The following is a 23,014-nucleotide window of genomic DNA, read 5'->3' as shown; positions in this document are numbered from 1 at the left end:
CCTTAAAAGTACGACACACTGTTAGAGGAGATGCGTCTATTTTGACCACCGACGCTCAGGAGACGACCTTTGAGGTCCGCCACCTCCAGCGCATCAACCGCGAGCTGGCCGGCAGAAACACTAAGCTCGTGGAGTTGTTAAAGTCCTCGCGCGATAAACTCGCCCTGCTCAACGAGCAGATGGAATCCATGGCCCAGCCTCCCAGTACCTATGGGGTCGTGCTTGACGCCGACTATCAGGATTCCAGCGCGGACGTCTTCACCGGCGGACGCCGGATGCGGTTGATGGTCAGCCCCGAGGTCGCTGCATCCGAGCTGGTGCCCGGCGCCTTGGTGCGGCTGGGGGAGAGCTCCGCGGTGGTTGAGGTGTGCGGCACTCAAACCACCGGCCAATTAGCCGCTGTGTCGGAAATATTGGATGGTTCCCGCATCCTGATTAGCACCACCACCAGCGACAACGCTGTGCTCACCGTGGCTCAAGCGCTGCGCGAGCCCGGCGCGGTTAAACTGGGTGACACGGTGCTCTATGATTCCCGTGCCCTCATGGCGCTGGAGGTCGTGGCGCACACGGAGATCAACCGGCTGGCGCTGGAGGAGATCCCAGATGTCACCTATACCGATATCGGTGGCTTGGATGAGCAGATCGAGATGATCCACGATGCCGTGGAACTTCCCTTTACCCATCCCGAGCTCTATAAGCACTTTGATCTGCACCCGCCCAAGGGCGTGCTGCTCTATGGCCCGCCTGGCTGTGGCAAGACCCTTATTGCCAAGGCCGTGGCGAACTCGCTCTCGGCGCGCATTGGGGAGGTCGGCTCCTCCTATTTCATCAACGTCAAGGGCCCGGAGCTGCTGAATAAGTTCGTCGGCGAGACCGAGCGCATGATTCGGTTGATCTTCGAGCGCGCCCGAGAATTGGCCAGCGAGGGTCGCCCCGTGATCGTGTTCTTCGACGAGATGGAATCCATCTTCCGCACCCGCGGATCGGGGCGCAGCTCGGATATGGAAACCACCGTGGTGCCGCAGTTGCTGGCGGAACTCGACGGTGTGGAGTCGGTGGCCAATGTGATCGTGATTGGCGCCACCAACCGCGAGGAGCTTATTGACCCCGCGATCCTGCGCCCTGGCCGTCTGGATGTGAAGATCAAGGTGTCCCGGCCGAATAAGGAGCAGGCCCGCGAGATCTTTAGCCGCTATATCACCGACACCATTCCTTTGGCGTGCGAGCGCGAGGAGCTCATTAGCCTCGCCACTGAGGAGCTCTTTACTCCGCGCCCCTATGTGGTGCTGACGCTCTCGAATGGCTGCAAGGAGACTCTCTACACCAATGATTTCGTCTCCGGCGCCATGATCGCCAATATCGTGGACCGCGCCAAGAAGCTGGCCATCAAGCAGCATTTGGCGCATCCCCAGGACACAGTGTGCGGCATTTCTGCCGAGCACCTCCGCGAGGCCGTGCGGGTGGAGATGAAGGAAAACGAGGACCTGCCCAATACCTCCAACCCCGATGAGTGGGCGCGGATTACCGGCCGGCACGGTGCGCGCGTGGTGGAGGCCCAGGTGGTGCTCTCGTGATCTTCATCGGCACCGAAACCGAGTACGGTATTTCCACCCCCAGCGCACCGCTGCTGAGCCCGATTATCTCCTCCACGCACGCGGTGGTGGGATATGCCACCTCGCGGGGTGCGCGGCGCGGCACCCAATGGGACTTCGGACCAGAAACCCCGCTGCGCGATGCCCGCGGCTTTGATCTGCGCCGCTATCACACCGCGCCGAGGATCGACCCTCACGCGCTCGGAGTGGCCAATCTCGTGCTCGGCAATGGCGGCCGGTTCTATGTGGATCACGCCCACCCCGAGGTGTCCTCGCCAGAGACCGCGGACCCCTTAGACGCTATGGTCTTCGACCAAGCGGGGGATAGGGTGGCGCTCGACGCCATCGCCGCAGTGGCGGAGCTGAGCGAGGCTGGGGTGAGCGCGCTGGAGAAGCACGAGCCCTGCCCGCCGCTGAAGCTCTATAAAAACAATGTGGACGGCAAGGGCGCCTCCTATGGCGCCCACGAGAACTATCGCTATTCCCGCACCGTGCCTTTCGATGAGCTCGCGGCCGCGCTCATTCCCTTCTTCGTCACCCGTCAGGTGATCACCGGCGCCGGCCGAGTGGGGCTGGGGACCCATGGTGAGCAGCCGGGCTTCCAGATCAGCCAGCGCGCCGACTATATCGAACAAGAGATCTCCTTGGAGACGACGCTCAACCGCGGCATCATCAACACCCGCGATGAGTCCCATACCGACGATGAGCACTATGGCCGGCTGCACGTGATCATCGGCGATGCGTCTATGTCGCAGATCTCGAGCTTCCTCAAGCTCGGCATGACCTCCCTGGTCATCGCCGCCATTCAGCGCGGCGAATGCTTCAGCGATCTGGCTCTCGCACATCCTGTGGCCGAGGTCTCGGCCGTATCCCGTGATCTCACGCTCAGCCACCGCCTCGAGCTCGCCGACGGCCGGAGCCTCACGGCGCTGGAGATCCTCGGCGAGTACCGCCGCCGTGCGGCTGCTGCGGTGGGAGATGGCGTCAATAAGCGGTTGCTCGCGGAGTGGGATGAGGCCGCGGACTTACTTGCCACCAACCCGCTGGCGGCAGCGGACCGACTGGACTGGGTAGCCAAGTACGCGCTCATGCAGGGCTTCGTGGCACGCGGGGCCAGCTGGGATGATCCCAAGATTGCGCTGGTAGATCTGCAATATAGCGATATCGACCCGCGTACCTCGCTCTATCACGCATTGGTGCGCAAACAACGCATGCGCACCCTAGTGGATGAAGAGACCATCCGCCGCGCCGCCTATGAGCCGCCCACGGACTCGCGCGCCTATACCCGCGGGATGTTTATGACGCGCTATCCCGATGAAGTCGTCGGCGCCAACTGGGACCGCGTGGTGGTAGCCGAAGGCGAGGCGATGCTCACGGTGCCGATGGTGGCCGTCGATGGATATACCCACGCCGATACCGCCGCCGCCTTCGAGCAGCCCACAGCCGCCGCCGCGGCACGAATGATCAACCCCGATTAACTCAAGGAGACAGTGACGATGGCACAAGAACAGATCACCACCCCCGGTGGCGGGCCAGAAGAAAACAACCAGGACAGCGGCTTCGGCCAGCTGAGCATCACCACCGAGGGCACGGACGAGCTGCTCGACGAGATCGACGACCTGCTCGAGGACAACGCCGAAGAATTCGTGCGCGCCTATGTGCAAAAGGGCGGACAGTAGGCCAGCACAATGACACACGGGGATAGCACGCCAGAGACGCAGCACGCAGCAGCGGAATCCGTCGAGTCCGCGATTCTGCGGCGCATCATGGGAATTGAAACCGAATACGGTGTGAGTTTCCGCTGCGCCCCAGGCCAGCGCTGCCGCGAGATCACCCCGGACGAGGTGGCCCGCCACCTCTACCGGCCAATCCGTGAGCGTTTTTCTTCCACGAATATCTTCACCCGCAATGCCGGCCGGCTCTATCTGGATGTGGGCGATCACCCCGAATACGCCTCCGCGGAATGCGACTCCATCGAGCAGCTGATCAACTATCACATCGCCGGTGATCGGCTGGTCAATCAGCTGGCCGAGCAGGCCCAAACGAGCCTCGAGACCATGGGCTATCCCGGCTCGATCTATCTCTTCAAAAACAACGTGGATTCGCGGGGGAACTCCTATGGCGCCCACGAGAACTACCTTGTTTCTCGGGAAACCTCGCTGAAGGTGCTTTCGCGTACCTTGCTGCCCTTTTTGATTACCCGCCAGCTCATCTGCGGCGCCGGAATGATTCATCACCCACGGCTGCCGCAGGCGGATGATTTCTCGCTCGGCTATTGCTTGTCCCAGCGCGCCGACCACGTGTGGGAGGGGGTGTCCTCGGCCACCACCCGCACCCGGCCGATTATCAACACCCGCGATGAGCCGCATGCCGATTCCAAGCGCTACCGGCGGCTGCACGTGATCGTCGGCGACGCTAACATGGCCGAGCCCACCATCGCCCTCAAGCTCGGCTCCACGCTGCTGGTGCTCGAACTCATTGAGGCAGGCATGCCGCTACCCGATGTGGAGCTGGAATCCTCGGTGGGCGCGATTCGCGAGATCTCCCGCGATCTCAGCGGGGCCGCCGCCGTGCCGCTGCGCAATGGTTCCACGCTGCCGGCGCTCGAAATTCAGCGCATCTATCTCCACGCCGCCCAGCAGTGGCTGCAGCAGCGCCCCGAGCCGAACGCCGAACTCGAGCGGGTCGTCGAGCTGTGGGAGAAGGTGATTACCTGCTTCGACACCGGAGATTTCACCCCCGTCTCGCGGGATATCGACTGGGTGATCAAGCGCTCCCTGCTGCAGCGCTATCAAACGCGTCTCGGCTGTGGACTGGATCATCCCCGCTTGGCGCAGGTGGATCTGACCTATCACGACATCGCCCCCGATCGCGGGCTGGCGCTGCTGCTGCAGCGCAAAGGCCTGATCAATCGCTGGACGAGCGACGAAGCCATTGACGCCGCGATGTTCCACGCGCCGACGACCACCCGCGCCCATCTGCGGGGCCGTTTCCTCGACGCCGCCTATACCCGGGCCGCGCCGGTGGCGGTGGATTGGATGCGGATGAAAGTCTCGCGACCGGAGCCGCAGCTGGTGGAGCTCGGCGATCCTTTCGCCACGACCGATCCGGACGTGGATGCGCTCATCGCCTATATGGAGAAGCATTTTCCTTTGTGTGAAGGCGCACACTGCTGCCGCCAACGCGATAACCTGAGGCTATGAGTTCCTCCAGTACGCGTACGGCTAGCGAAGAGGCTCTGGAACGAGCCATCAACCTCACTTTCGCTCTGCTCAATGCCCCGGCCCAGGGCCGCGGGCTGAGCAAGGAATGGATCCGCGCCCATGTGTCCGGATACCAGAACAAAAGCGATGCCGCCTTTGACAAGATGTTCCAGCGCGACCGCGCGGTCTTGCGCGCTGTGGGCGTGCCCATCGTCTCTGAGGAAGATATCTTCAACACCAAGCGCTTCCGCCTCGTGGAGTCGCGCTACTCGCTGCCGGAGATGACCTTCACCCCCGAGGAAGCGAGTGTGCTGGCGCTCGCGGGGGAGCAGGGCATGAGCGGCGAGCTCGCCACCTTTGCCCGCTCCGGCTGGACCAAGATCGCCGCCGGCGGGGCGCAGCGCGGAGAGCTCAGCCCAGCAGGGGAGTACACCAGTGTGAGTGATCTATCCACGCTCAGTACCACCACCTTCGAGCGTTTAGTGCGGGTGTGCCATCGCCGGTTGTCCATCACCTTCGATTACTACCGTCATGTCGGCGCCGACCCGCAGCCACGCGCCATGGATCCTTGGGCACTCGCCCCAGTCGGCGGCCGCATCTACCTGCTCGGTTTCGATCTCGACCGCGCGGCCCCACGCGCGTTTCGTATCAGCCGTATCGATAACATCGCCGCTAACGGCCCGCGCACCCACGAGCCACCCGCCGAGACCACGCCCGCGGAGATCATCACCGAACTGTTGTCTTTTCGCCAGCCGCTTGTCGACGCCCACCTGGTGCTACAGCAATCTCCCAGTTTTAGCTCCGAACTCTTGCGTGCCGCGGAGGAAACAGAGCCTGGGCACTATAGCCTCAGCGGTGTGGACTTCAACTGGCTGGTCACCACCGCGGTAGGTGAGGCGCCGGAGGTGCTGGTCACCTCGCCGCCGGAGGCCGTCGAGGCCATCACGCACCGCTTGCGTGGATTCATAGCCACCCAGGAGTCCCTCGACCCAGACACCGCGAAAGGACACTGATCTCATGGCCCGTGCACACACCGGCGAGCGGGTCAATGATCTCGTTCGCCTGCTCAATCTCATTCCCTATTTCCAGGCGCATCCCGACACCACCATCGCTGAGGCCGCCGCCGATCTGGGCCGCTCACCCGGTGAGATCGCCGCCGATCTACGCCGGTTGTGGTGCTGTGGAACCCCGGGTTTGATGCCCGATAACCTGGTGGATTTCGAAACGGATTTTAAGTCCGTGACCATCACCAATAGCCAGGGCATGGACAAAGCGCTCAACCTCACCACCAGTGAGGCGGGCACGTTGCTGCTCGCCCTCGAAGCCCTGGAATCGCGTGGCTCGGTGGCCGATGTGGACTCCATCACCTCAGCTGCCGAGAAACTACGCATCGCGCTCGGCGCCGCTGGGGCGCCAGTGATGGATGTGGAGCAGAGCCTTTCCGCCGCGGAACGAGATTTTCTCGCCACGGTGCGCCACGCCGTGGCCGTGGATAAGCAGCTGCGCTTCAGCTACTCCGGGGCGCTCGACGCCGAGCCCCAGCTGCGCACCATCAGCCCCGTCGCCATCTTCGATCACGATGGCCACTCCTATGTGCGTGGCTGGGACCACGACCGCGCTGCTGAGCGCACCTTTCGCGCCGACCGTGCCCACAGCGCGAGCGTGCTCGACCTGGCGCGGGAGGTCCCCAGCATCGTCACCCTGGACGCCGATGATCCCTTCGATCTCACGAGTTCGGGGGAAGACGTACGCATCCAGTTAAAAGAAGAAGCGCTATGGGTGGCAGAATACTATCCTGTACAGCTTCAGCTGGAGCCTATCGACGGATGGTATCCAGCCACAGTGCGCATGCTGCATCCGCACTGGCTCTATTGCTTCGTGGCATCGCTGGGGGAGAATGTGAGAATCTCCTCGCCGGCGGTGGTACAAGAAGCGAGCCTCGTGCGCGCCCGTGCTGCACTCGACGCGTATGATCAGTTCATAAACGACCACACGTCACCGACAGCTACTGAGAGGTAACTATGCCAACTCTAGGCTTCTGGGAAATTGCCCTTATCGTCTTCGTCATCCTTGTCCTCTTTGGCGCGAAGCGTTTGCCGGATGCGGCCCGATCCTTGGGTCGATCCATGCGCATCTTCAAGTCCGAGGTCAAGGAGATGAGCAACGACGATAACCCCCAGCCCGCCCAGCCCCAGCAACAGCAGCTTCCGCAGCAGGGCCAGCAGCCGGTTAATGGTGCCTATATGCAGCAGCCGCAGGGCGTCCAACAGCCCCAGCCGGTGCAGCAACCGCAGCCCGATCCTGCCGCTCAGCAGTACCCGAACCAGCAGGGCTAGTTAACCGCCGCCGCGCGCGACCGCCACCAGTAGCTGTGGTGGTGGTGCGCGCGGTTGTTCATTATCTGGGTTGAAGAGGAATTCTATCCATATGAGCAGCTCCACTCCCGGCTCTCCGCGGCGCGCGGTGAGTACTGCCGGCCGCACCAAGACGAAGCGCCGGAAACCACTGAAATCCCCCGACGGCACGATGTCGCTGTCGGATCACATCCGCGAGCTCCGCACGCGCGTGATCATCTCGCTGATCGCGTTCAGCATCGGCACGGTGGTGGGCTTCGCCTGGTTCCAAGTGAGTGTGGGGCCGATCCAGTCTCTCGGCGAGATTCTGCGCGGCCCCTACTGCAGTGTGGATCCAGATTTGCGAGCGGACTTTACCATGAGAGATGAATGTCGCTTATTGGTGACCTCGCCCTTCGAGATGTTCCTGCTGCGCATGAAGGTCGGTGCGTTGGCTGGGGCCGTGTTGGCCTCCCCAGTCTGGCTCTACCAGCTATGGGCTTTTGTTACCCCTGGGCTGAAGAAGAACGAGCGCAAGTGGACGGTCACCTTTGTGGTGCTGGCCGTGACCCTGTTCATCGTGGGTGCCTGCTTGGCGTATTTCATCGTGGACATCGGGCTTGAATTCCTCATCACCATGGCCTCCGATGTGGCTGTGGCGGGCCTGAACGCCCACTCGTATTTCCGCTTCCTGCTGGCTCTGGTGCTGATCTTCGGAATCAGCTTCGAGGTGCCTCTCATCCTGGGCCTGCTCAACATCATGGGCGTGGTCTCCTATGATCAGCTCAAAGATAAGCGCCGCATCATCATCGTGCTGCTCTTCATTTTTGCGGCTGTGATGACCCCCGGCCAGGATCCCTTCTCCATGGTGGTTCTCGCCCTGAGCCTCATCCTGCTCGTCGAGGGAGCGCTGCAGTTCACCCGCTTCAATGACAAGCGTCGGAAAAAGCAGCGCCCCGACTGGATGGATGTGGACGATGAACACGCCTCGACGCTGTCCACCCAGCCTGGTGGGGTTGATGCCCCGCAGCCGATCGCGGATCCCTCCGCCACCGCGCAGGTGCGCCCCACAGCGCCGACAGCGCCGGTGCACAATGCCGGGGCTATCTCGCAGCCAGGTGGCGTCGCCCAGCCGAATCCGATTGCCCAACCGGGACAGGTCACTCCCAGCCAGCCGGGAGACCAAGAACCCTCCTCCAGTTATGGCAGTGCGCCCTCCTCGCACTTCGATGACGTCCTCTAGTTCCGCTAGGCACTGGGTGCCCGCGGCTGGTGTCGCGGACATGCCTTAAAGTGGGGTGCATGGCGCTAAAGATTGATCCTTTATCTCATCTGGGAGTGTTCACCGCGGAACTCGGATTCGAGCTCGATGATTTCCAGATCGAGGGCTGCCAAGCAGTCGAGGCCGGGCGTGGCGTGCTGGTCTGTGCGCCCACCGGCGCGGGCAAAACGATCGTGGGGGAGTTCGCGGTCTCTCTCGCCTTGGCTCGCGGCACCAAATGCTTTTACACCACTCCCATCAAGGCCCTGAGTAATCAAAAGTTCCACGATCTCGTCGCCATTCATGGCGAAGAAGAGGTGGGGCTACTCACCGGCGATGTCTCTATTAACGGCTCCGCAGACATCCTCGTGATGACGACCGAGGTGCTGCGCAATATGCTCTACGCCGACTCCCCAGCATTGGAGCGGCTGGGCTATGTGGTGATGGATGAGATCCACTTCCTCGCCGATCGTTCCCGCGGCGCGGTGTGGGAGGAAGTGATCCTCAACCTGGCCGAGTGGGTGAGCGTGATCGGGCTATCTGCCACCGTGTCCAACTCGGAAGAGTTTGGCGAATGGATGCGCACCGTGCGCGGCGATACCGATGTGATCGTCACCGATTCCCGCCCCGTGCCGCTGGATCAGTGGATGCTCGTGGGCCGGCGGCTGTTTCCGCTCTTCGAAAAAGGCGATGGCGCGGAGGATCCCGAGGTCAATCGCGGCCTGGTGGAAAAAATCACCAAGCTCGAATCCCGCGCCGATACCCCAGCTGCTCCGCGCTCCGGCTCCTTCCGGAATCGGGCGAGCTCCCGCGGTGCGCCCGCCCGTTCGGCCCGCCGCTCGGGCCAGACGCGCTCCCAGGACGCCTATCGCCCCCTCGCTCGCCCCGAGGTGCTGCGGGTGCTGCAGGATCACGACATGCTGCCCGCGATCACCTTTATCTTCTCTCGTGCCGGCTGCGATGGCGCCCTCTACCAGTGCCTGCGCTCCAAGCTGGTGCTCACCGATGAGGAGGAGGCACAGGCCATCGCCACAGCCGTGGATGCCGGCGTGGCGGATATTCCCGCCGACGATCTCGAAGTCCTGCAGTTTCGCCGCTGGAAGCAGGCGCTAATGCGGGGCTTTGCCGCGCACCATGCCGGCATGCTGCCCGCGTTCCGGCACATCGTGGAGGATCTTTTCTCGCGGGGGCTGCTCAAAGCCATCTTCGCCACAGAGACCCTAGCGCTTGGTATCAATATGCCGGCACGAACTGTCGTGCTGGAAAAGCTGGTGAAATTTGACGGCGAAGGACATGTGGATCTCACCCCTGGCCAATACACTCAGCTCACCGGCCGCGCCGGTCGCCGCGGTATCGACACGGTGGGTAATGCGGTGGTGCTGTGGCAGCCCGCGATGGATCCGCACCGCGTGGCAGGGCTGGCCTCCACCCGCACTTATCCGCTCAACTCCACATTCGAACCCGGCTACAACATGAGCGTGAACCTCTTGGCCACCCAAGGCTATGAGGCAGCGCTCACCCTCATCGAGCAGTCCTTTGCCCAGTTCCAGGCCGATGGGACCGTGGTGGAGGAGGTTCGCTCGCTACAGCGAGCAGAAAAGCGCCTCGAGGAGGCGCGCACCACCCTCGAACGCAGCCTCGAGGATGTCGAGCTCGATATTCCCGCGGCCGAGGCCGCCCAGCAGCTCAGTGACTATGCCGCACTGCGGCAGCGGCTGAGTGAAGAGGAAAAACAGGCCAAACGTGCCTCGCTGCTCGATCGTTTTCAGGAGGCAGACGCCACTCTGCGGCGGCTCGAGGTGGGCGAAGTCATCGCCGTGCCAGGCCAAAAGAAGCCCCTGCTCGCGGTCGTGATTGAAAAGGCTCGCTTCGCTAATAACCCAGCCCCGCTAGTGCTGCTCGAAAGCGGCTGGATGGGTCGCATCGACTCGGAGGCGGTGGGCATGGCGCCGGAGCGGCTGGGCACTATGCGGCTGCCGCGGGCGATCGTGCACGGCAAAGCCTCGAAGAAGCAGCGCAGCCAGCTGACCGGACAGCTGCGCCACGGAGGTTTTGCCCGGCCCAAGCGGATGCGGGTGCGCACCCGCCCGAATAAGAAGGTTAATGCTCTCCGCGCGGCGCTGACTGAGCATCCCGCGCATCGCTATCCGGAGCGCGAACATCTGGTGGCGATCGCCATGGAGTCGGCGAAGGCGCAGCGTCGCGTCGATAAGCTGCGCACGCGCATCGATACCGCCACCGACAGCCTCGGCAAAAAGTTCGACCGGATTCTCGGGCTGCTCACTGAGCTGGACTATGTCGAACTCAATCCCGAGACTCGGGAGCCCGTGGTGGCCGAGGAAGGCGAGAAGCTCGCGCATATCCACAGCGAATCCGATTTGCTCGTGGCCCAGTGTTTGCGGCGCGGAATCTGGGATGGCCTCGACCCCGCTGAGCTGGCGGGGGCAGCGAGCTGCGCCAGCTTCGAGAACCGCAAGCCGGGCCAGGGCAACCCGCAAGCACCGACCGATGCGCTCGCGGCCGCTATCGACGGCACGATGCGGGTGTGGGATGAGCTGGTTGTGGATGAAAAGCGCCACCAGCTCGACCAGACGGCGGTACCGGATGCGGCCTTTGCCTTAGCGATCCATCAGTGGAGCGCCGGCGCGCCCCTGGATTATTGCCTCGCCGCGGCCAATGAGTGCGGCGCCGAGCTGACCCCCGGCGATTTCGTGCGCCAGGTGCGCCAGGTCGCGGATCTGCTCGAGCAGGTGCGCAAGACCGGCTATAACGAGGAGACCAAGCGGGCTGCACGGCAGGCCATCGACGCCATGCGGCGCGGCGTGGTGGCGGTGGGCACCTAGCACGCTTGTCGCCGCCGCCCGCCTAAGGTAGTGGGCAGGCAGCACCGCACATTATCCCCGTGCCCATGAAGAAGTAAGGTGAAGGCTGTAGTGAGTATCGATTATTCAGCACGTATTGCACGCGCCCAGGCGCTCATCGCGGAGAAGGGCTATGCCGCGCTGGTGGCCAGCCCGGGGCGAGAGTTTCGTTTCTTCACCGGCCTCGGGTTCGATACCCACGAGCGACTCACCGCGCTGGTGATTCCCGCCCACGGCGAGCCCGTGGTGGTGATCCCCGAAGTGGACGCTCACGAGGCACCCGCCTCCGTCACCGTCCGCGGGTGGCGCGATGGGCAGGATCCCTATGGCATGGTTCACGAGGTATTCGGCGATGCCGCCAGCGACGCCCCACTGGCGTTGAGTGAGCAGATGCCCCTCGCGCATGCAGCGCACTTTATGGACCGGCCGATCCGTGGGGTCGATAGTGCCTTTCCGGAGCTGAGCGTGGTCAAAGAAGACATCGAGATCGAGTGGCTCGCCGAGGCCGCAGCCGCCATCGATGAGGTGCACGCGCAGGTGCCCGCGCTGCTGAAGGAGGGCGTGAGTGAGCGCGCTATCGCCGAGCAGCTGCACACGCTCATCCTCCGCGCAGGGCATAGCACCGTGGACTTCGTCATCGTCGGCTCTGGGCCCAATGGCGCGAATCCGCACCACAGCTTCTGCGATCGCCGCCTGCAGGCCGGCGACATCGTGGTCGTGGATATCGGCGGCACTATGCCTAGCGGCTATCACTCCGACTGCACCCGCACCTACGCGGTAGGCGAGATCGACGCCGACGTCGCGGAGATGTACTCCGTGCTGGATCGGGCGCAGCGCACGGCCATCGCCGCCATTGCGCCCGGGGTGCGCGCAGCAGACATCGACGCCGCCGCGCGGGAGATCATCGAGGCCGCGGGCTATGGCGAGGCCTTTTTCCACCGCACCGGCCACGGCATCGGGCTTGAGGTACACGAGCAGCCCTTCATCATCGCGGGCAATGATCTCGTACTCCAGCCGGGTATGTGCTTCTCTGTGGAACCGGGCATCTACCTGCGCGGGCGTTTCGGCGCCCGCATCGAAGACATCGTGGCGGTAGACGATGACGGGGTGCGCGTGCTCAACACCCGGCCCCGGAATCTCTATCCCGATAGCTCCGGCGCGCACCCCGAGGATCACTGATGTCAGAGACCCTTCTGCTGCTTGGCGGCACCTCTGATATCGGCGGCGAGATGGCGGCCCGACTCTGCCGCGGACGGCCCGTTGTGCTGGCCGGGCGATCCCCGGAAAGAATCGAGCCGGTAGCCGAGCGGCTCCGCCGGCTGGGAGCCGCCAGCGTGCGGATCATCGAGTGGGATGCCACGGAGCTGGACTCGCACCGCCGCCTCGTTGAACAGGCAGGGGGAGCGGCGATTACCGATGCCATCGTCGCTTTCGGCATTCTCGGTGAACAAGAGCGCGCGGAGCACGAGGAGCAGCACGCCGCCGAGATCGCCCACATCGACTACGTGGCGCAGGTATCTATGCTCACCGTGCTGGCCGATGTGATGCGCTCGGGCACCATCTACGCTTTTTCCTCTATTGCCGGCTGGCGGGCCCGACGCGCCAACTACGTCTACGGTTCCACCAAGGCCGGCCTGGACGCCTTCTGCCAAGGACTCACTGATCGGCTGCATGGCACGAAGGTGCATCTGCTCACTGCCCGCCCTGGGTTTGTGATCGGTTCCATGACCACCGGCATGTCGCCGGCGCCGCTATCATCCACCCCCGATCAGGTTGCCGAGGCGGTGCTGGCTGCCCGCGGCCGCAGCGCCACGGTGTGGGTGCCGCGTCGGCTGCGCCTGCTGGCATGGATCATGTCTCTGGTCCCGCGCCCAGTGTGGCGGCGGATGCCGCGTTAAGAAAGGTCAGCTTCTGTGATCATTGATGTCATCGGAATCGGCGCCGAGGGGCTGTCCTCGCTCAGCCCCGCCGCGCGTGCCGCCCTCGACTCCGCCGAGATTGTGCTGGGATCAACTCGCCAGCTCGCGCTGGTCGATGCACCCGCCACCCGCGCCTGGCCCTCACCGCTCGTGCCCGCCCTACCGGGGATGATCGCGGAGCTGCAGCAGCAGCGCGTCGCTGTGCTCGCCAGCGGTGATCCACTCTTCCACGGCATTGCCAGCACGCTGCAGCGGGAGGTGCCGGAGGTGCAGCTGCGCATCTATCCGGCGGTGTCCTCCTTCGCTATGGCCTGTGCGCGTCTCGGTTGGGCGCAGCAGAACACCCCGCACACTTCGCTGGTGACCGGCGATGTCGCGAGCATTGGAGTGCTGGTGGATCAGGCCCGGCCCTTCCTCGTGCTTGGGCGCGATCGCTCCTCCGCGGCCACGATATGCGACTATCTCCGCGACCGCGGTCTCGAGGACACGGCCGTGACGGTGCTCGCTGATCTCGGAGCGGCACACGAGTGCATCACCACCGGCACTGCCGCCGCACCACCGGCCCAAGACAGCGGCCTTGCCGTCATCGCGGTCGAACCGCCGGCACGGGCGGCGCGCACGCTCGCCCCCGGGCTGCCCGATGACAACTACGACCATGACGGGCAGCTGACCAAACAAGATCTTCGTGCCTTCACCGTGTGCGCGCTCGCGCCCCGAGCGGGGGAGCTGCTGTGGGACATTGGCGGCGGTTCCGGATCAATCAGCATCGAATGGCTGCGACTCGATCCCCGTAACCGCGCCCGCATCTTCGAAAGCCATCCGCAGCGCGCCGAGCGCATCGCGGCCAACGCCCGCGCCCTCGGCGTGCCCCAGCTAGACATCAGCGGCGCCGCCCCCGATGCGCTACTGCGTAGTGACTCTCCCGACTGCATCTTCATCGGCGGCGGACTGACCGCCGAGGGAGTCTGGGAAGCGGCGTGGGCGGCCCTGCGCCCAGGCGGGCGACTGGTGGCCAATGCGGTGACGGCAGAAAGCGTCGACAAGCTCTGGCAGCTGAAACGAGACTACGGCGGCACACTGCGGCGCATCGCGATTGAAAACGAAACCTCGATCGGTTCCTTCACCGCCTATAAGCCGGCCTATCCTGTATGGCAGTGGCGTGTAAGCAAATAGAAAGACAACCCCTATGACTGTGTACTTCATTGGCGCTGGCCCCGGTGCCGCCGATCTTTTAACGCTGCGGGCCGATGCCCTCATTCGGCGTTGCCCCGTGTGCCTCTACGCCGGCAGTATCGTGCCGGAGGAGGTACTGGAGCACACCCCAGACGGCGCGGAGGTGATTAATACCGCCCGCATGCCGCTCGACGCGATCATGGAGGTGATCGAGCGCGCCCACAAGGAGGGCAAGGACGTGGCTCGGCTGCAGTCGGGGGATCCCAGCGTGTATTCGGCGCTAGCGGAACAGGCGCGGCGTGTGAGCGCGCTCGGGATCGACTACGAGATCGTGCCCGGGGTGCCCTCCTTCGCCGCCGCGGCCGCCAGCCTCGGCCATGAGCTGACGGTGCCCACCGTGGGGCAGTCCGTGGTGCTCACCCGCATCAATGGTCGCGCCAGCCAGATGCCCGAAGGGGAGGAGCTGGAGAACTTCGCCCGCACCGGCACCACCCTGTGCATTCACCTCGCCGCCCACGCAATCGACGAGGTCGTGGCCACCCTCGAGCCCTATTATGGCGACTGCCCAGTGGCCGTGGTGGCCTATGCCTCCCGCCCCGACGAGCAGATCGTGCGCGGGCGCTTATCGACGATCGCTGCCGCCATCCGCGAAGCAGGAATTACCCGCACTGCCATGATTATCGTCGGCAAAGTTCTCGCCGCCGAGCAGTTCCCGGATTCCTTCCTCTACTCGGATGACCGGCCCCGCGATGAACACGGAAGGACGATTCCATGCGTGCACTAATTTTGGGCGGCACCTCCGAGGGCCGCGATCTCGCTAAGCGCATGCTCGCCGAGAACTGGGAGGTCACAACCTCGCTGGCGGGCCGCGTAGCGAATCCACGCCTGCCTGTGGGCATGGTGCGTATCGGCGGCTTCGGCGGACCGGCGGGGCTGGCACAGTGGATCGTGAGCAACGATATCGACGTGCTCATCGATGCCACCCACCCCTTCGCCGAGGTCATCAGCGAATCCGCTGCCGAGGCAAGCCGCGCCACTGGCCGCCCGCTCATCGCTCTTCACCGCCCCAGCTGGAGTCCGCAGCCGCGGGATCGCTGGCACTCCGTGCACAGCGTGGACGAGGCAGCGCGCGTGGTTGCCCGCGACTACTCGCATATTTTCCTCACCATTGGGCGGCAAAAACTCGCGCCCTTCGCCGCCGATACCCATAACCTCTACGTAATCCGCTGCGTCGACCCGCCAGAAGTAGCGCTACCGCCGCGCAACCGCGTTCTCCTCGATCGCGGACCCTTCGACGTCGCTGGGGAGAAGAAACTCATGATCGGCAACCAGATCGACGTTGTCGTCACCAAAAACTCCGGCGGCAACTACACCCGTGCCAAGCTCGACGCTGCCCGGGAGCTCGGCATCGACGTGGTCATGGTCGAACGACCCCCGCTACCGGGCGGCTCCAACGTGATCGTGGTGGACAACGCCTCCGACGCCATGCGCGAAGCTCGGCTGGTCTAGCCGACCGGCTCGTATCTCTACCTCGGCCGATGCCCGAGGCTCCTTTAACGGATACCTCTCCGACTCCTCTCCATCCCTCCTGCATCACAGCAGCAGGGGAGAGGGGTCTTTATTCTGCCCTCTATCGGCTATTACCCCCTAAAGGGGCCAAGGGAACCTCGCCGCCCCGTGGATACGTCTACTCCCTGTGAGCGCATGAGTGCGCGCGGTGTCCCACCCATGGCACTAGGCCGTCAACCATGCGCTCGCAACCACACTGTATTGCAGCGCTGTGGCCGAGTGAACGTACCAATATCTGAGACTAAGGGGGAAGCAGCATACATGGTTTGTGGTGCTACTACGCAGCAGAGTGACGCGGCGGCGCTCCGCCGTTCGCTTCGCTTTGGTGCGGCTCTGATGTGGGAACGAAACTCGAAAGATACTGCCTCTCACCGCAGCGTGCGCCCATGGAGAAAGCCTCACGCCGGCGATCCCAGCGAGGGCCAGCTCTCCGAGACGGCGCGTGCTCGCCACCGCACACCCAGCGGCGGAACCCGCTTCCAGCGGCGACCGTATCGTGGCGACGCACACCCCGGCAGCGCCGGCTGCGTGCTCAAACATAGGGGTTGTTTGAGCAGCGCGCCCCATCGCCGCCACATCTCTAGCGAATGGCGGCGACATCGGCGGAGTGGTGCAGAGATGACCTCGGGGGATGTCGTCTCTGCACCCACTTCGCCACCCCTTAAAAGGGCATCAGCGGTGCGTTGTACTGCACAACTGTCCATCCTCATTCACTCTTAGTTTCACACACCTAATGAAAGGACCCCATGAGGAACCTCCGACACTCCGCAGTACAACGCCGCCGCGCCCTCGGCACCGCCCTAGCCCTAGCGCTAATCACAACCAGCGGCTGCGCAGCAGCGACCGGGCAAGAAGAAACTGAGGAGGCAACAAGCAACACCACCAAGGAAGATTCGACAACCACTGAGGAAGCAGGCACTGAATTATCCGACTGGTTCGAAGCCACCTCAGAGAACTTCGACTACCAGGCGCCAGGATTTGAGCTCTTCAATCCATGTGCAGAAATACCCGAAAACGTTATAGCAACTGCTGGACTCAATCCACCAGTAGAGGAAATAGACCTTGGAATGATACAGCAGAAAGGATGCTTTTATACACGAGTTGGCGAATCAGGGTTCAGCTATCTAGTGGCGGCAGACACAATTCCCTTGGCAACTCTCGAGAAAACTACGGAACTGCACGAACCAATGGACTATTCCCACGATCCAAAGGTTCACACCTTTAGCTATCTCGATAGCTCGGGCGCTTCATGTGGAGTATCTTCTTACACACAAAGAGGAAGACTATCCGTAATACTCCAAACACACGAGGAACTAGAAAAAATCCCAGAGGTGTGCAGTAAAGCCCATGATTCATTCTATAAAATTTTTCAAAATTTAAGGTTGGAGAACCTCGATGGAAACATGCACCGGTAATCTTGCAAAGAATGGCGACGCGTTAGGATCGTGCCTAAATGAAACAGCAGTAATTATTAATGCTGCTCAGTTCTGCGATATCTCTGGTCTTTATTCTCAGGTTTCTGGACTCGACCAACTTGGGGCCGCCCATGCTGGAGCACTTAAGAGTGCCCCTGGTGCAGCAACGGAAGTGACCGATGCATTCGAACTTCATATTAGGTGGTTAAGCGATGCCACACATGCGACGAATGGCGGGTTTCAGTTTCAGGATGAGGTTATCCGTGAAAGCCTCTACGGGACGTCCTCTCGTGAAGTGTTAGGAAGCTTTCCTCCGAAACCGAGCATTATCTACAGTGACTTCCTCTTCGCATTACCAGTAGTTAGTCCAGCCACCTCATTGCAAGCGCTTCAGGCGGCCTTCGCCACCACCCGCAATAATGAAGTTTTTTCCGCAGTTGAGGGATGGCACATCATTTCTTCGCAGCTGCAGATTTTATCGGACAATCTGCACCACATAGCTGCGGATATCGCCGGCACCAATGAGGGCGAAGCGGTCGAAGCCTCTGCAGCCACCATCCGGGAAGCTGCGCAACAAGCCCAGAATTTCTCCGTCAATGCCGAGGCAATGGGCCTGACGGTGCAGAACCTGCACACCATCCATAGCTACGGGCACTCCCTCGTTAACGAGGCGGCGGCGCGCACCGCCCACATCACCGATCCGGCCCTCAAGGCTCAGGCCGAGGACGCCTTCGTTAAAACTTTCACCACCACACTCTTTCCGCCCACACTGCACATGGGTGTACCGGTTCTCCGCAATCTCATGGCGACTCCACCACAAGGCGGCTACGCCCATCTCATTCCCACGGGAATGGATCACGCCGTTGACGCGGCGGGAGCCAACGTTCCTAAAACACTCCGGACCCTCGACGCCATCACCCACAACAGCACCAGCAACCAGCCGGGTTCTATGGCGCGTGCCCACGCCGCTCTCAACGAACTCTCCAGTATCGCCGCGCCCTCTACGGAGACCGCCGGCACCACTACGACACCCGGCACCTCAGCGGCCGCACCACAGCTGTCCCAGAACCTGCTCCATCCTTCTTCACCGCAGACATCCCCGATCGCCGGCACGGTAGGCGGCGCGAGAAGTCCACAGACGTTCACCAATGCGCTCACCACGCCCACCACGTTGGGCTCGCCATCCCCAGCATCTGCCGGCCGCCACACCGCAACCAGCCCAGTGCAGCCACTCGGAGCGGTGCCACACGCCACCGGCTCAGCCCGCAGGGTGACATCCACTACGCCCCGGCACGCTGGGCTTTCCGCACCAAGTGCGCCCCTGCGTAGTAGCAGTGGGGCAGGAGCGGCCCCCTTGGCACGCTCTGCTCAGCCGCTGATCCCTCCCGCGGCTACTTCTACTCCGAATCACTCCCCGAACGCGACGGCGTCGCCACGCGGTGCCGCCACGCCACCGCCGGCGGTGCTGGGGCAGAATACAAGCAACAGCAAGCCCAGCCCTGGTCGCGGCCCCATGGCGGCATTCGGCCCCACTGCGGGCCGCAGCCCTAAGACACAGGGGAAGGGGCCTGTCATCTCCGTACTTGCGCCGGAGGAAAAGGACGCGAATAAACGCGCTTTGCTGGGCAAACAAACTCCGCGTGTGGCCGGCCCCATCGGCACGTGGGCCCGCCAGAGCCCGGACAAGCGCCAGGAATCGAAGAAAAACTAGGCTCTTATTGCCTCGCCACACAGCACAGCCGGCTGCAGCACCCTGAGAGGTGCGCAGCCGGCTTCATCATTGCTGATTCAGGCCCTAAAACAGGTTCAACGGGTCCTGGGTGGCGTAGCGGCGAGAGGTAAACACCCTCGTGGCCTTCTCCGGCCCGCCGCGATACACGGTGGTGGTGGAGGCGCCGATAATTACCATGGTGCGCATGTCCACGATCTCCGGGTCGAAGTCGCGGAGCGTAGTCACCTGCACCCGTTCTTGCTCGGAGCCCACGGCGCGGGCGACGATCACCGGCAGCTCGGGCGACTGGTACTCACCGACAATCTCGGCGAGTTTCGCCACCTGCTCGCGGCGGGTCTTCGAGGCCGGGTTGTACACCGCGAAGGCCATGTCGGCGGAGGCAAGTGCACGGATCCGCTTCTCGATAACCTCCCACGGCTTCAGCCGGTCGGACAAGGAGATCATTCCGAAGTCATGCCCCAAGGGGGCACCGACGCGCGATGCCACAGCCTGCGCTGCGGTCATTCCCGGCACGACCCGCACCGATACATCGGCCCATTGCGGGTCTTGGGCCACATCGAGCACCGCTGAGGCCATGGCGAATACTCCCGGATCACCGGAGCTGACCACGGCCACGCGCTTGCCTTCCTTCGCCAAGTCGAGGGCCATGGCGGCGCGCTCGGCTTCCACCTTGTTGTCCGAGAGATGCTGGCGCTGTCCGGCCCGCTGCGGCACCCGTCGCACATAGGTGGAATAGCCCACCACATCGGTGGCTCTGGCGAGCTCCCATGAGGTTTCGGGGGTGGTCCATGCAGAGTCGCCTGGGCCGAGTCCCAGCACCACCACCTCACCGTGGGAGGGCTGTTGATCCTCAAGTACAAAGCCTTGACGCTGGCTGGGCACCACGACGCAGGAGAAGTAGGGAATATTCTCCGGATCGGCCTCGCGCACGGGCACGATGCGCTGGCCGTTCATGCTGGCGCGGGAGACGATATAGGAGTCCTCCAGTCGGCCGGTGGCCTCCAAGGCGTCCCGAACGGCGGTGAAGGTGCGGCCCAGCTTCATAATCACGGCTGTATCGGCGGTGCTCAGTGCGCGCTTGAGGTTTTCCACGCCCACGGTGGCGGGCAGCACAGCGAGTATGTCCTCGGCCTCGGCGAGAGGAAGCCCCAAGGCATCAGCGGAGGCGGTAATAGACGGGATACCGGGAATGATTTTCGCCTCGAAGTCGCTTGCCAACAGCCGGTGCAGGTGCTGATACGAGGAGTAGAGCATGGGATCGCCCAGGCTGAGTACCACCACGGTCTTGCCGGCGGCAAGGTGCGCGCTGAGTCTTTCGGCGGCCTCGCTATAGAACTCGGCCATGGCCCCGGCGTAGCCGCCGGGGTGGTTGGTAATCCCAGTGGTCACTGGATAGGCGAGCAGTTCCTCTTCGCAGTCCTCGGGCAGGTAGTCGGCGGCGATGGATCGCGCGGTCGAGCTGCGCTTCGGGCCGGCGTGATAGACCACCACATCGGCCTGCTTCAACGTGGCGACGGCCTTGAGGGTGAGTAGTTCGGGATCACCGGGTCCGACCCCGATGCCGATGAGTGTTCCGGAAGCCACGGTTAGATGATCTCCTTCTCGGTGGCTAGGGCGTTCAGGGCGGCGCAGGTGATGGCAGAGCCGCCGCGGCGGCCATGAACGGTGAGGAACTGGATTCCGAGATCGGCAGCGGACTCCGCCAGGGCCACCTTGGATTCGGCGGCGCCGACAAAACCGACGGGAATGCCGAGCACGGCTGCCGGGCGAGGTCGCTGCGGATCCTCGGCGAGCCAGTTGAGCAGGTGGAATAGCGCGGTGGGGGCGTTACCAATGGCCACCACGGCGCCCTCGAGAATCGGCTCCCAGCGTTCCACGGCCGCGGCAGAGCGCGTAGTTCCTCTGCTGCGGGCAAGCTCGACGGTCTCCTCATCGCGCAACATGCAGACAACATCGTTGTCCGCGGGCAGCCGGGTGCGCGTCACACCTGAGCGCACCATATTCACATCGCTAATGATGGGAGCTCCGCTGCGTAGTGCCTCTCGCGCGGCGGGGACAAGTCCCGCAGAGAACTCGATATCGGCTGCGAGATCGGTGGCGCCGGCGGCGTGGATCATGCGCACAGCCACCTGGGACTGCTCTTTATCGAAGGGGGAGAGATCGGATTCCTCGCGGATCATGGCGAAGGACTGCCGGTAAATCTCGTTGCCGTCTGTTTCGTAGGTGTACACCTGACAGGCTTTCCTCTCGGGGTTAGAAGGTGCGCGCGGTAGCGGGAGTGCCGCTGGCGACGGTGACGTCATAGTCGCCATCGCTTTCGGCCACATAGTCCCAGTAATTGTGCAAGGGGTGCCCACAACGGCGTTCACAGCCGGAGAAGTGCACCGCGTCGGCGGTGGAGGGATCGGGCAGGGCCTGGGTGCGGATCGCGCTCAGGGCATCGCCGCGCACATCGCTGCGGGATTTGCTGCACCCGGGAAGCCCGGTGCAGGCGCTGACTCGCAGCCACGGGGAGTGGCGGTCAAATACCAGCCCTTGGGGCGCAAGCACCTTGGCCACGGCCTCGGCTTCGCCTTCGTCGAGATCACACACCACCACGCCGGCCCACGGCGTAATACGAACGGGTTTGTCGCTGGCGGCCAGCATCTGCGCCACTCGGGCACTGAGGACGCCAAAAGGCAAGGAGGCGCCGAGATCCACCCAGCCATCGCTGCGCTCCAGCCAGCCGATGGGGGCGTCCTCGGCTTTGGCCCGCTTCGTCAGCTGCACGGTCTCTCGCGTGGGGCTGCACTCGGGCAGCTCCGCCAGATAGTCGAGCAGCTTGCCACGCAACTCTGGGCTTTCCTGCACGCGCCAGCATTCACCGCGGATTCGTTGCCACTGTTCAGCAGCGTGGATGAGGACCTGCGGGGCGGCGTCGATAAGCACCGAGAGAGCGGTGGGGAGGCCACCGAGGATCACGATGGCCTCGCGTGCCGAGATCAATTGGATGCCGAAGTCGGGGTGCTGGGCGGTGATGCCGCCGTCGCCGCCGTCAAGGCCGAAGAGGGTGCGCCCGGAGAGGCCGGTGACTTCCTCGCTGGCCAGGAGCCCGCGATCGAGGTCGGCGACGAGCGCGTCGAGGTCGCGGGAGAGGGGAGAGGCGATGATATTGCGGATCTTGTCGTGGGCGATGCTCGGTAAGAGGCCGAGCTCGCACACCGCCGAGGAAAACGCCTCGCGCTGGCGGATGCCGCGGATTTGGACGTTGCCGCGAGTGGTGACGTGAATATCGCCATCGCCATGCTCCTCGGCAAGGTGGGCGAGCGCTGCAAGATGCTCCGAGCTGGCGCGACCACCGGCGATGCGGATGCGGCCGATGAACCCATCGGCGGCCTCATGCATCTTCAACGCGCCAGGGCAGCCATCACCGCGCTGGCGATTGCCAAGACCGAGCGTGTCGGCGACAGAGGGGACGTGATCGAACTTCTCCATAGCTTTAAAGATAGTCCCGTGCCGAGCCCAGAGCCCATGCCAGCCCCGGCGCGGCGTCGAGCGGCTCCTCGGGAGCGGTGCCGAATACGGCCATTTTCACCCAGGACCCAGGAAAGAGCAGCTGCTCATGGTCGGCGCGGGCGAGGCAGTAGGTGAAGGTGATCTCGCCGGGGATCTTCGGCGGCGCCCACACGAGCGCCCACTCCCACTGCCCGGTGGCCACGAGGGCCTGGCCGAGCAGCATGGTCACATACTCCGCCTCCTCGGGAACGGGCAGCCCCAACGCGCCGAGAACCTTATCTGCGTAGTCGCTCTCGAGACCATAAGCGCGCAGCAGAATCTGGTCGAGCTCCGTGAGCGCGGCATCGCTGAAGTCTTGGTCCCAGGATTCCAACAGGGACTCCGCGCTGCGTTCATAGCTATCGAGGGTGTCGCCGAAAAGCTCCCTCCCGAGAGCAATGTTCTGGTCAAATTCAGACATG

General features: G+C 63.5%; 20 protein-coding genes. 16 read left to right on the top strand and 4 right to left on the bottom strand.

Translation table 11 applies throughout. From position 1 onward, the window contains the following. Positions 1 to 38 precede the first annotated feature (38 nt). The 16 genes from arc to GBB14_RS00290 all read left to right on the top strand — a co-directional run bounded on the left by arc (position 39) and on the right by GBB14_RS00290 (position 19,037). Positions 39 to 1,574 (top strand): proteasome ATPase, encoded by a 1,536-nt coding sequence (gene arc, locus GBB14_RS00365; RefSeq protein ID WP_192796097.1) that lies wholly within the window; start codon positions 39 to 41, stop codon positions 1,572 to 1,574. Then, positions 1,571 to 3,070, top strand: coding sequence for a depupylase/deamidase Dop (gene dop / locus GBB14_RS00360; RefSeq protein WP_151528784.1), 1,500 nt, complete (start codon positions 1,571 to 1,573; stop codon positions 3,068 to 3,070). The genes arc and dop overlap by 4 nt, the downstream gene beginning before the upstream one ends. Positions 3,071 to 3,082: 12 nt before the next feature. Further along, positions 3,083 to 3,271, top strand: a complete 189-nt coding sequence (locus GBB14_RS00355) for a ubiquitin-like protein Pup (RefSeq protein WP_370451569.1) — start codon at positions 3,083 to 3,085, stop codon at positions 3,269 to 3,271. A gap of 9 nt (positions 3,272 to 3,280) precedes the next feature. Further along, a complete protein-coding gene (gene pafA / locus GBB14_RS00350) occupies positions 3,281 to 4,795 on the top strand; it encodes a Pup--protein ligase (RefSeq protein ID WP_151528786.1) in 1,515 nt (504 codons plus the stop codon). Beyond that, positions 4,792 to 5,808 (top strand): YafY family protein, encoded by a 1,017-nt coding sequence (locus GBB14_RS00345; protein ID WP_151528787.1) that lies wholly within the window; start codon positions 4,792 to 4,794, stop codon positions 5,806 to 5,808. The genes pafA and GBB14_RS00345 overlap by 4 nt, the downstream gene beginning before the upstream one ends. Before the next feature lie 4 nt (positions 5,809 to 5,812). Beyond that, a complete protein-coding gene (locus tag GBB14_RS00340) occupies positions 5,813 to 6,814 on the top strand; it encodes a YafY family protein (protein WP_151528788.1) in 1,002 nt (333 codons plus the stop codon). Positions 6,815 to 6,816: 2 nt separating this feature from the next. Then, positions 6,817 to 7,131 carry a Sec-independent protein translocase subunit TatA gene (tatA, locus tag GBB14_RS00335; protein WP_151528789.1) on the top strand — a complete coding sequence of 105 codons (315 nt, stop codon included), beginning with the start codon at positions 6,817 to 6,819 and terminating at the stop codon, positions 7,129 to 7,131. A 91-nt stretch (positions 7,132 to 7,222) separates the two neighbouring features. Next, positions 7,223 to 8,371, top strand: a complete 1,149-nt coding sequence (gene tatC / locus GBB14_RS00330; protein WP_151528790.1) for a twin-arginine translocase subunit TatC — start codon at positions 7,223 to 7,225, stop codon at positions 8,369 to 8,371. A 59-nt stretch (positions 8,372 to 8,430) separates the two neighbouring features. Beyond that, positions 8,431 to 11,232 (top strand): RNA helicase, encoded by a 2,802-nt coding sequence (locus tag GBB14_RS00325; protein WP_151528791.1) that lies wholly within the window; start codon positions 8,431 to 8,433, stop codon positions 11,230 to 11,232. Positions 11,233 to 11,322: 90 nt separating this feature from the next. Then, positions 11,323 to 12,429: a Xaa-Pro peptidase family protein gene (locus GBB14_RS00320; protein WP_225976567.1), complete on the top strand. Its 1,107-nt coding sequence runs from the start codon at positions 11,323 to 11,325 to the stop codon at positions 12,427 to 12,429. Beyond that, positions 12,429 to 13,148 carry an SDR family oxidoreductase gene (locus tag GBB14_RS00315; RefSeq protein WP_151528793.1) on the top strand — a complete coding sequence of 240 codons (720 nt, stop codon included), beginning with the start codon at positions 12,429 to 12,431 and terminating at the stop codon, positions 13,146 to 13,148. Before GBB14_RS00320 ends, GBB14_RS00315 begins: the two co-directional genes overlap by 1 nt. 15 nt (positions 13,149 to 13,163) lie before the next feature. Then, positions 13,164 to 14,342 (top strand): precorrin-6y C5,15-methyltransferase (decarboxylating) subunit CbiE, encoded by a 1,179-nt coding sequence (gene cbiE, locus GBB14_RS00310; protein ID WP_151528794.1) that lies wholly within the window; start codon positions 13,164 to 13,166, stop codon positions 14,340 to 14,342. Between the two features lie 13 nt (positions 14,343 to 14,355). Continuing rightward, positions 14,356 to 15,126 carry a precorrin-4 C(11)-methyltransferase gene (gene cobM, locus GBB14_RS00305; RefSeq protein WP_151528795.1) on the top strand — a complete coding sequence of 257 codons (771 nt, stop codon included), beginning with the start codon at positions 14,356 to 14,358 and terminating at the stop codon, positions 15,124 to 15,126. Next, positions 15,114 to 15,851, top strand: coding sequence for a cobalt-precorrin-6A reductase (locus tag GBB14_RS00300; protein WP_151528796.1), 738 nt, complete (start codon positions 15,114 to 15,116; stop codon positions 15,849 to 15,851). The genes cobM and GBB14_RS00300 overlap by 13 nt, the downstream gene beginning before the upstream one ends. Positions 15,852 to 16,657: 806 nt before the next feature. Further along, complete coding sequence (locus GBB14_RS00295; protein ID WP_151528797.1) at positions 16,658 to 17,326, top strand: DUF3558 family protein; 669 nt, start codon at positions 16,658 to 16,660, stop codon at positions 17,324 to 17,326. A gap of 379 nt (positions 17,327 to 17,705) precedes the next feature. Then, positions 17,706 to 19,037 (top strand): hypothetical protein, encoded by a 1,332-nt coding sequence (locus GBB14_RS00290; RefSeq protein WP_151528798.1) that lies wholly within the window; start codon positions 17,706 to 17,708, stop codon positions 19,035 to 19,037. Between the two features lie 84 nt (positions 19,038 to 19,121). Here the strand turns inward: GBB14_RS00290 and cobJ are convergent, their stop codons facing one another. From cobJ to GBB14_RS10550, 4 genes are read right to left on the bottom strand one after another with little or no spacing between them, the layout of a single operon-like run. Continuing rightward, the gene (gene cobJ, locus GBB14_RS00285; protein ID WP_151528799.1) at positions 19,122 to 20,642 is read right to left on the bottom strand and encodes a precorrin-3B C(17)-methyltransferase; all 1,521 of its coding nucleotides are present in this window, start codon (positions 20,640 to 20,642) and stop codon (positions 19,122 to 19,124) included. Positions 20,643 to 20,644: 2 nt separating this feature from the next. Continuing rightward, a complete protein-coding gene (locus GBB14_RS00280; protein ID WP_151528800.1) occupies positions 20,645 to 21,289 on the bottom strand; it encodes a precorrin-8X methylmutase in 645 nt (214 codons plus the stop codon). A gap of 22 nt (positions 21,290 to 21,311) precedes the next feature. Beyond that, on the bottom strand, positions 21,312 to 22,532 hold the full coding sequence (locus GBB14_RS00275) for a precorrin-3B synthase (protein WP_151528801.1): 1,221 nt from the start codon (positions 22,530 to 22,532) through the stop codon (positions 21,312 to 21,314). 4 nt (positions 22,533 to 22,536) lie between these two features. Then, positions 22,537 to 23,013 (bottom strand): hypothetical protein, encoded by a 477-nt coding sequence (locus tag GBB14_RS10550; RefSeq protein WP_192796226.1) that lies wholly within the window; start codon positions 23,011 to 23,013, stop codon positions 22,537 to 22,539. Between the last annotated feature and the right edge of the window lies 1 nt (position 23,014).

It is taken from the genome of Corynebacterium sp. 51B (genome assembly GCF_008930785.1).
Classification (GTDB): Bacteria; Actinomycetota; Actinomycetes; order Mycobacteriales; family Mycobacteriaceae; genus Corynebacterium; species Corynebacterium megadyptis.
Note: the sequence above shows the minus strand (reverse complement) of the source record. Positions and strands in the feature narration are given on the sequence as shown.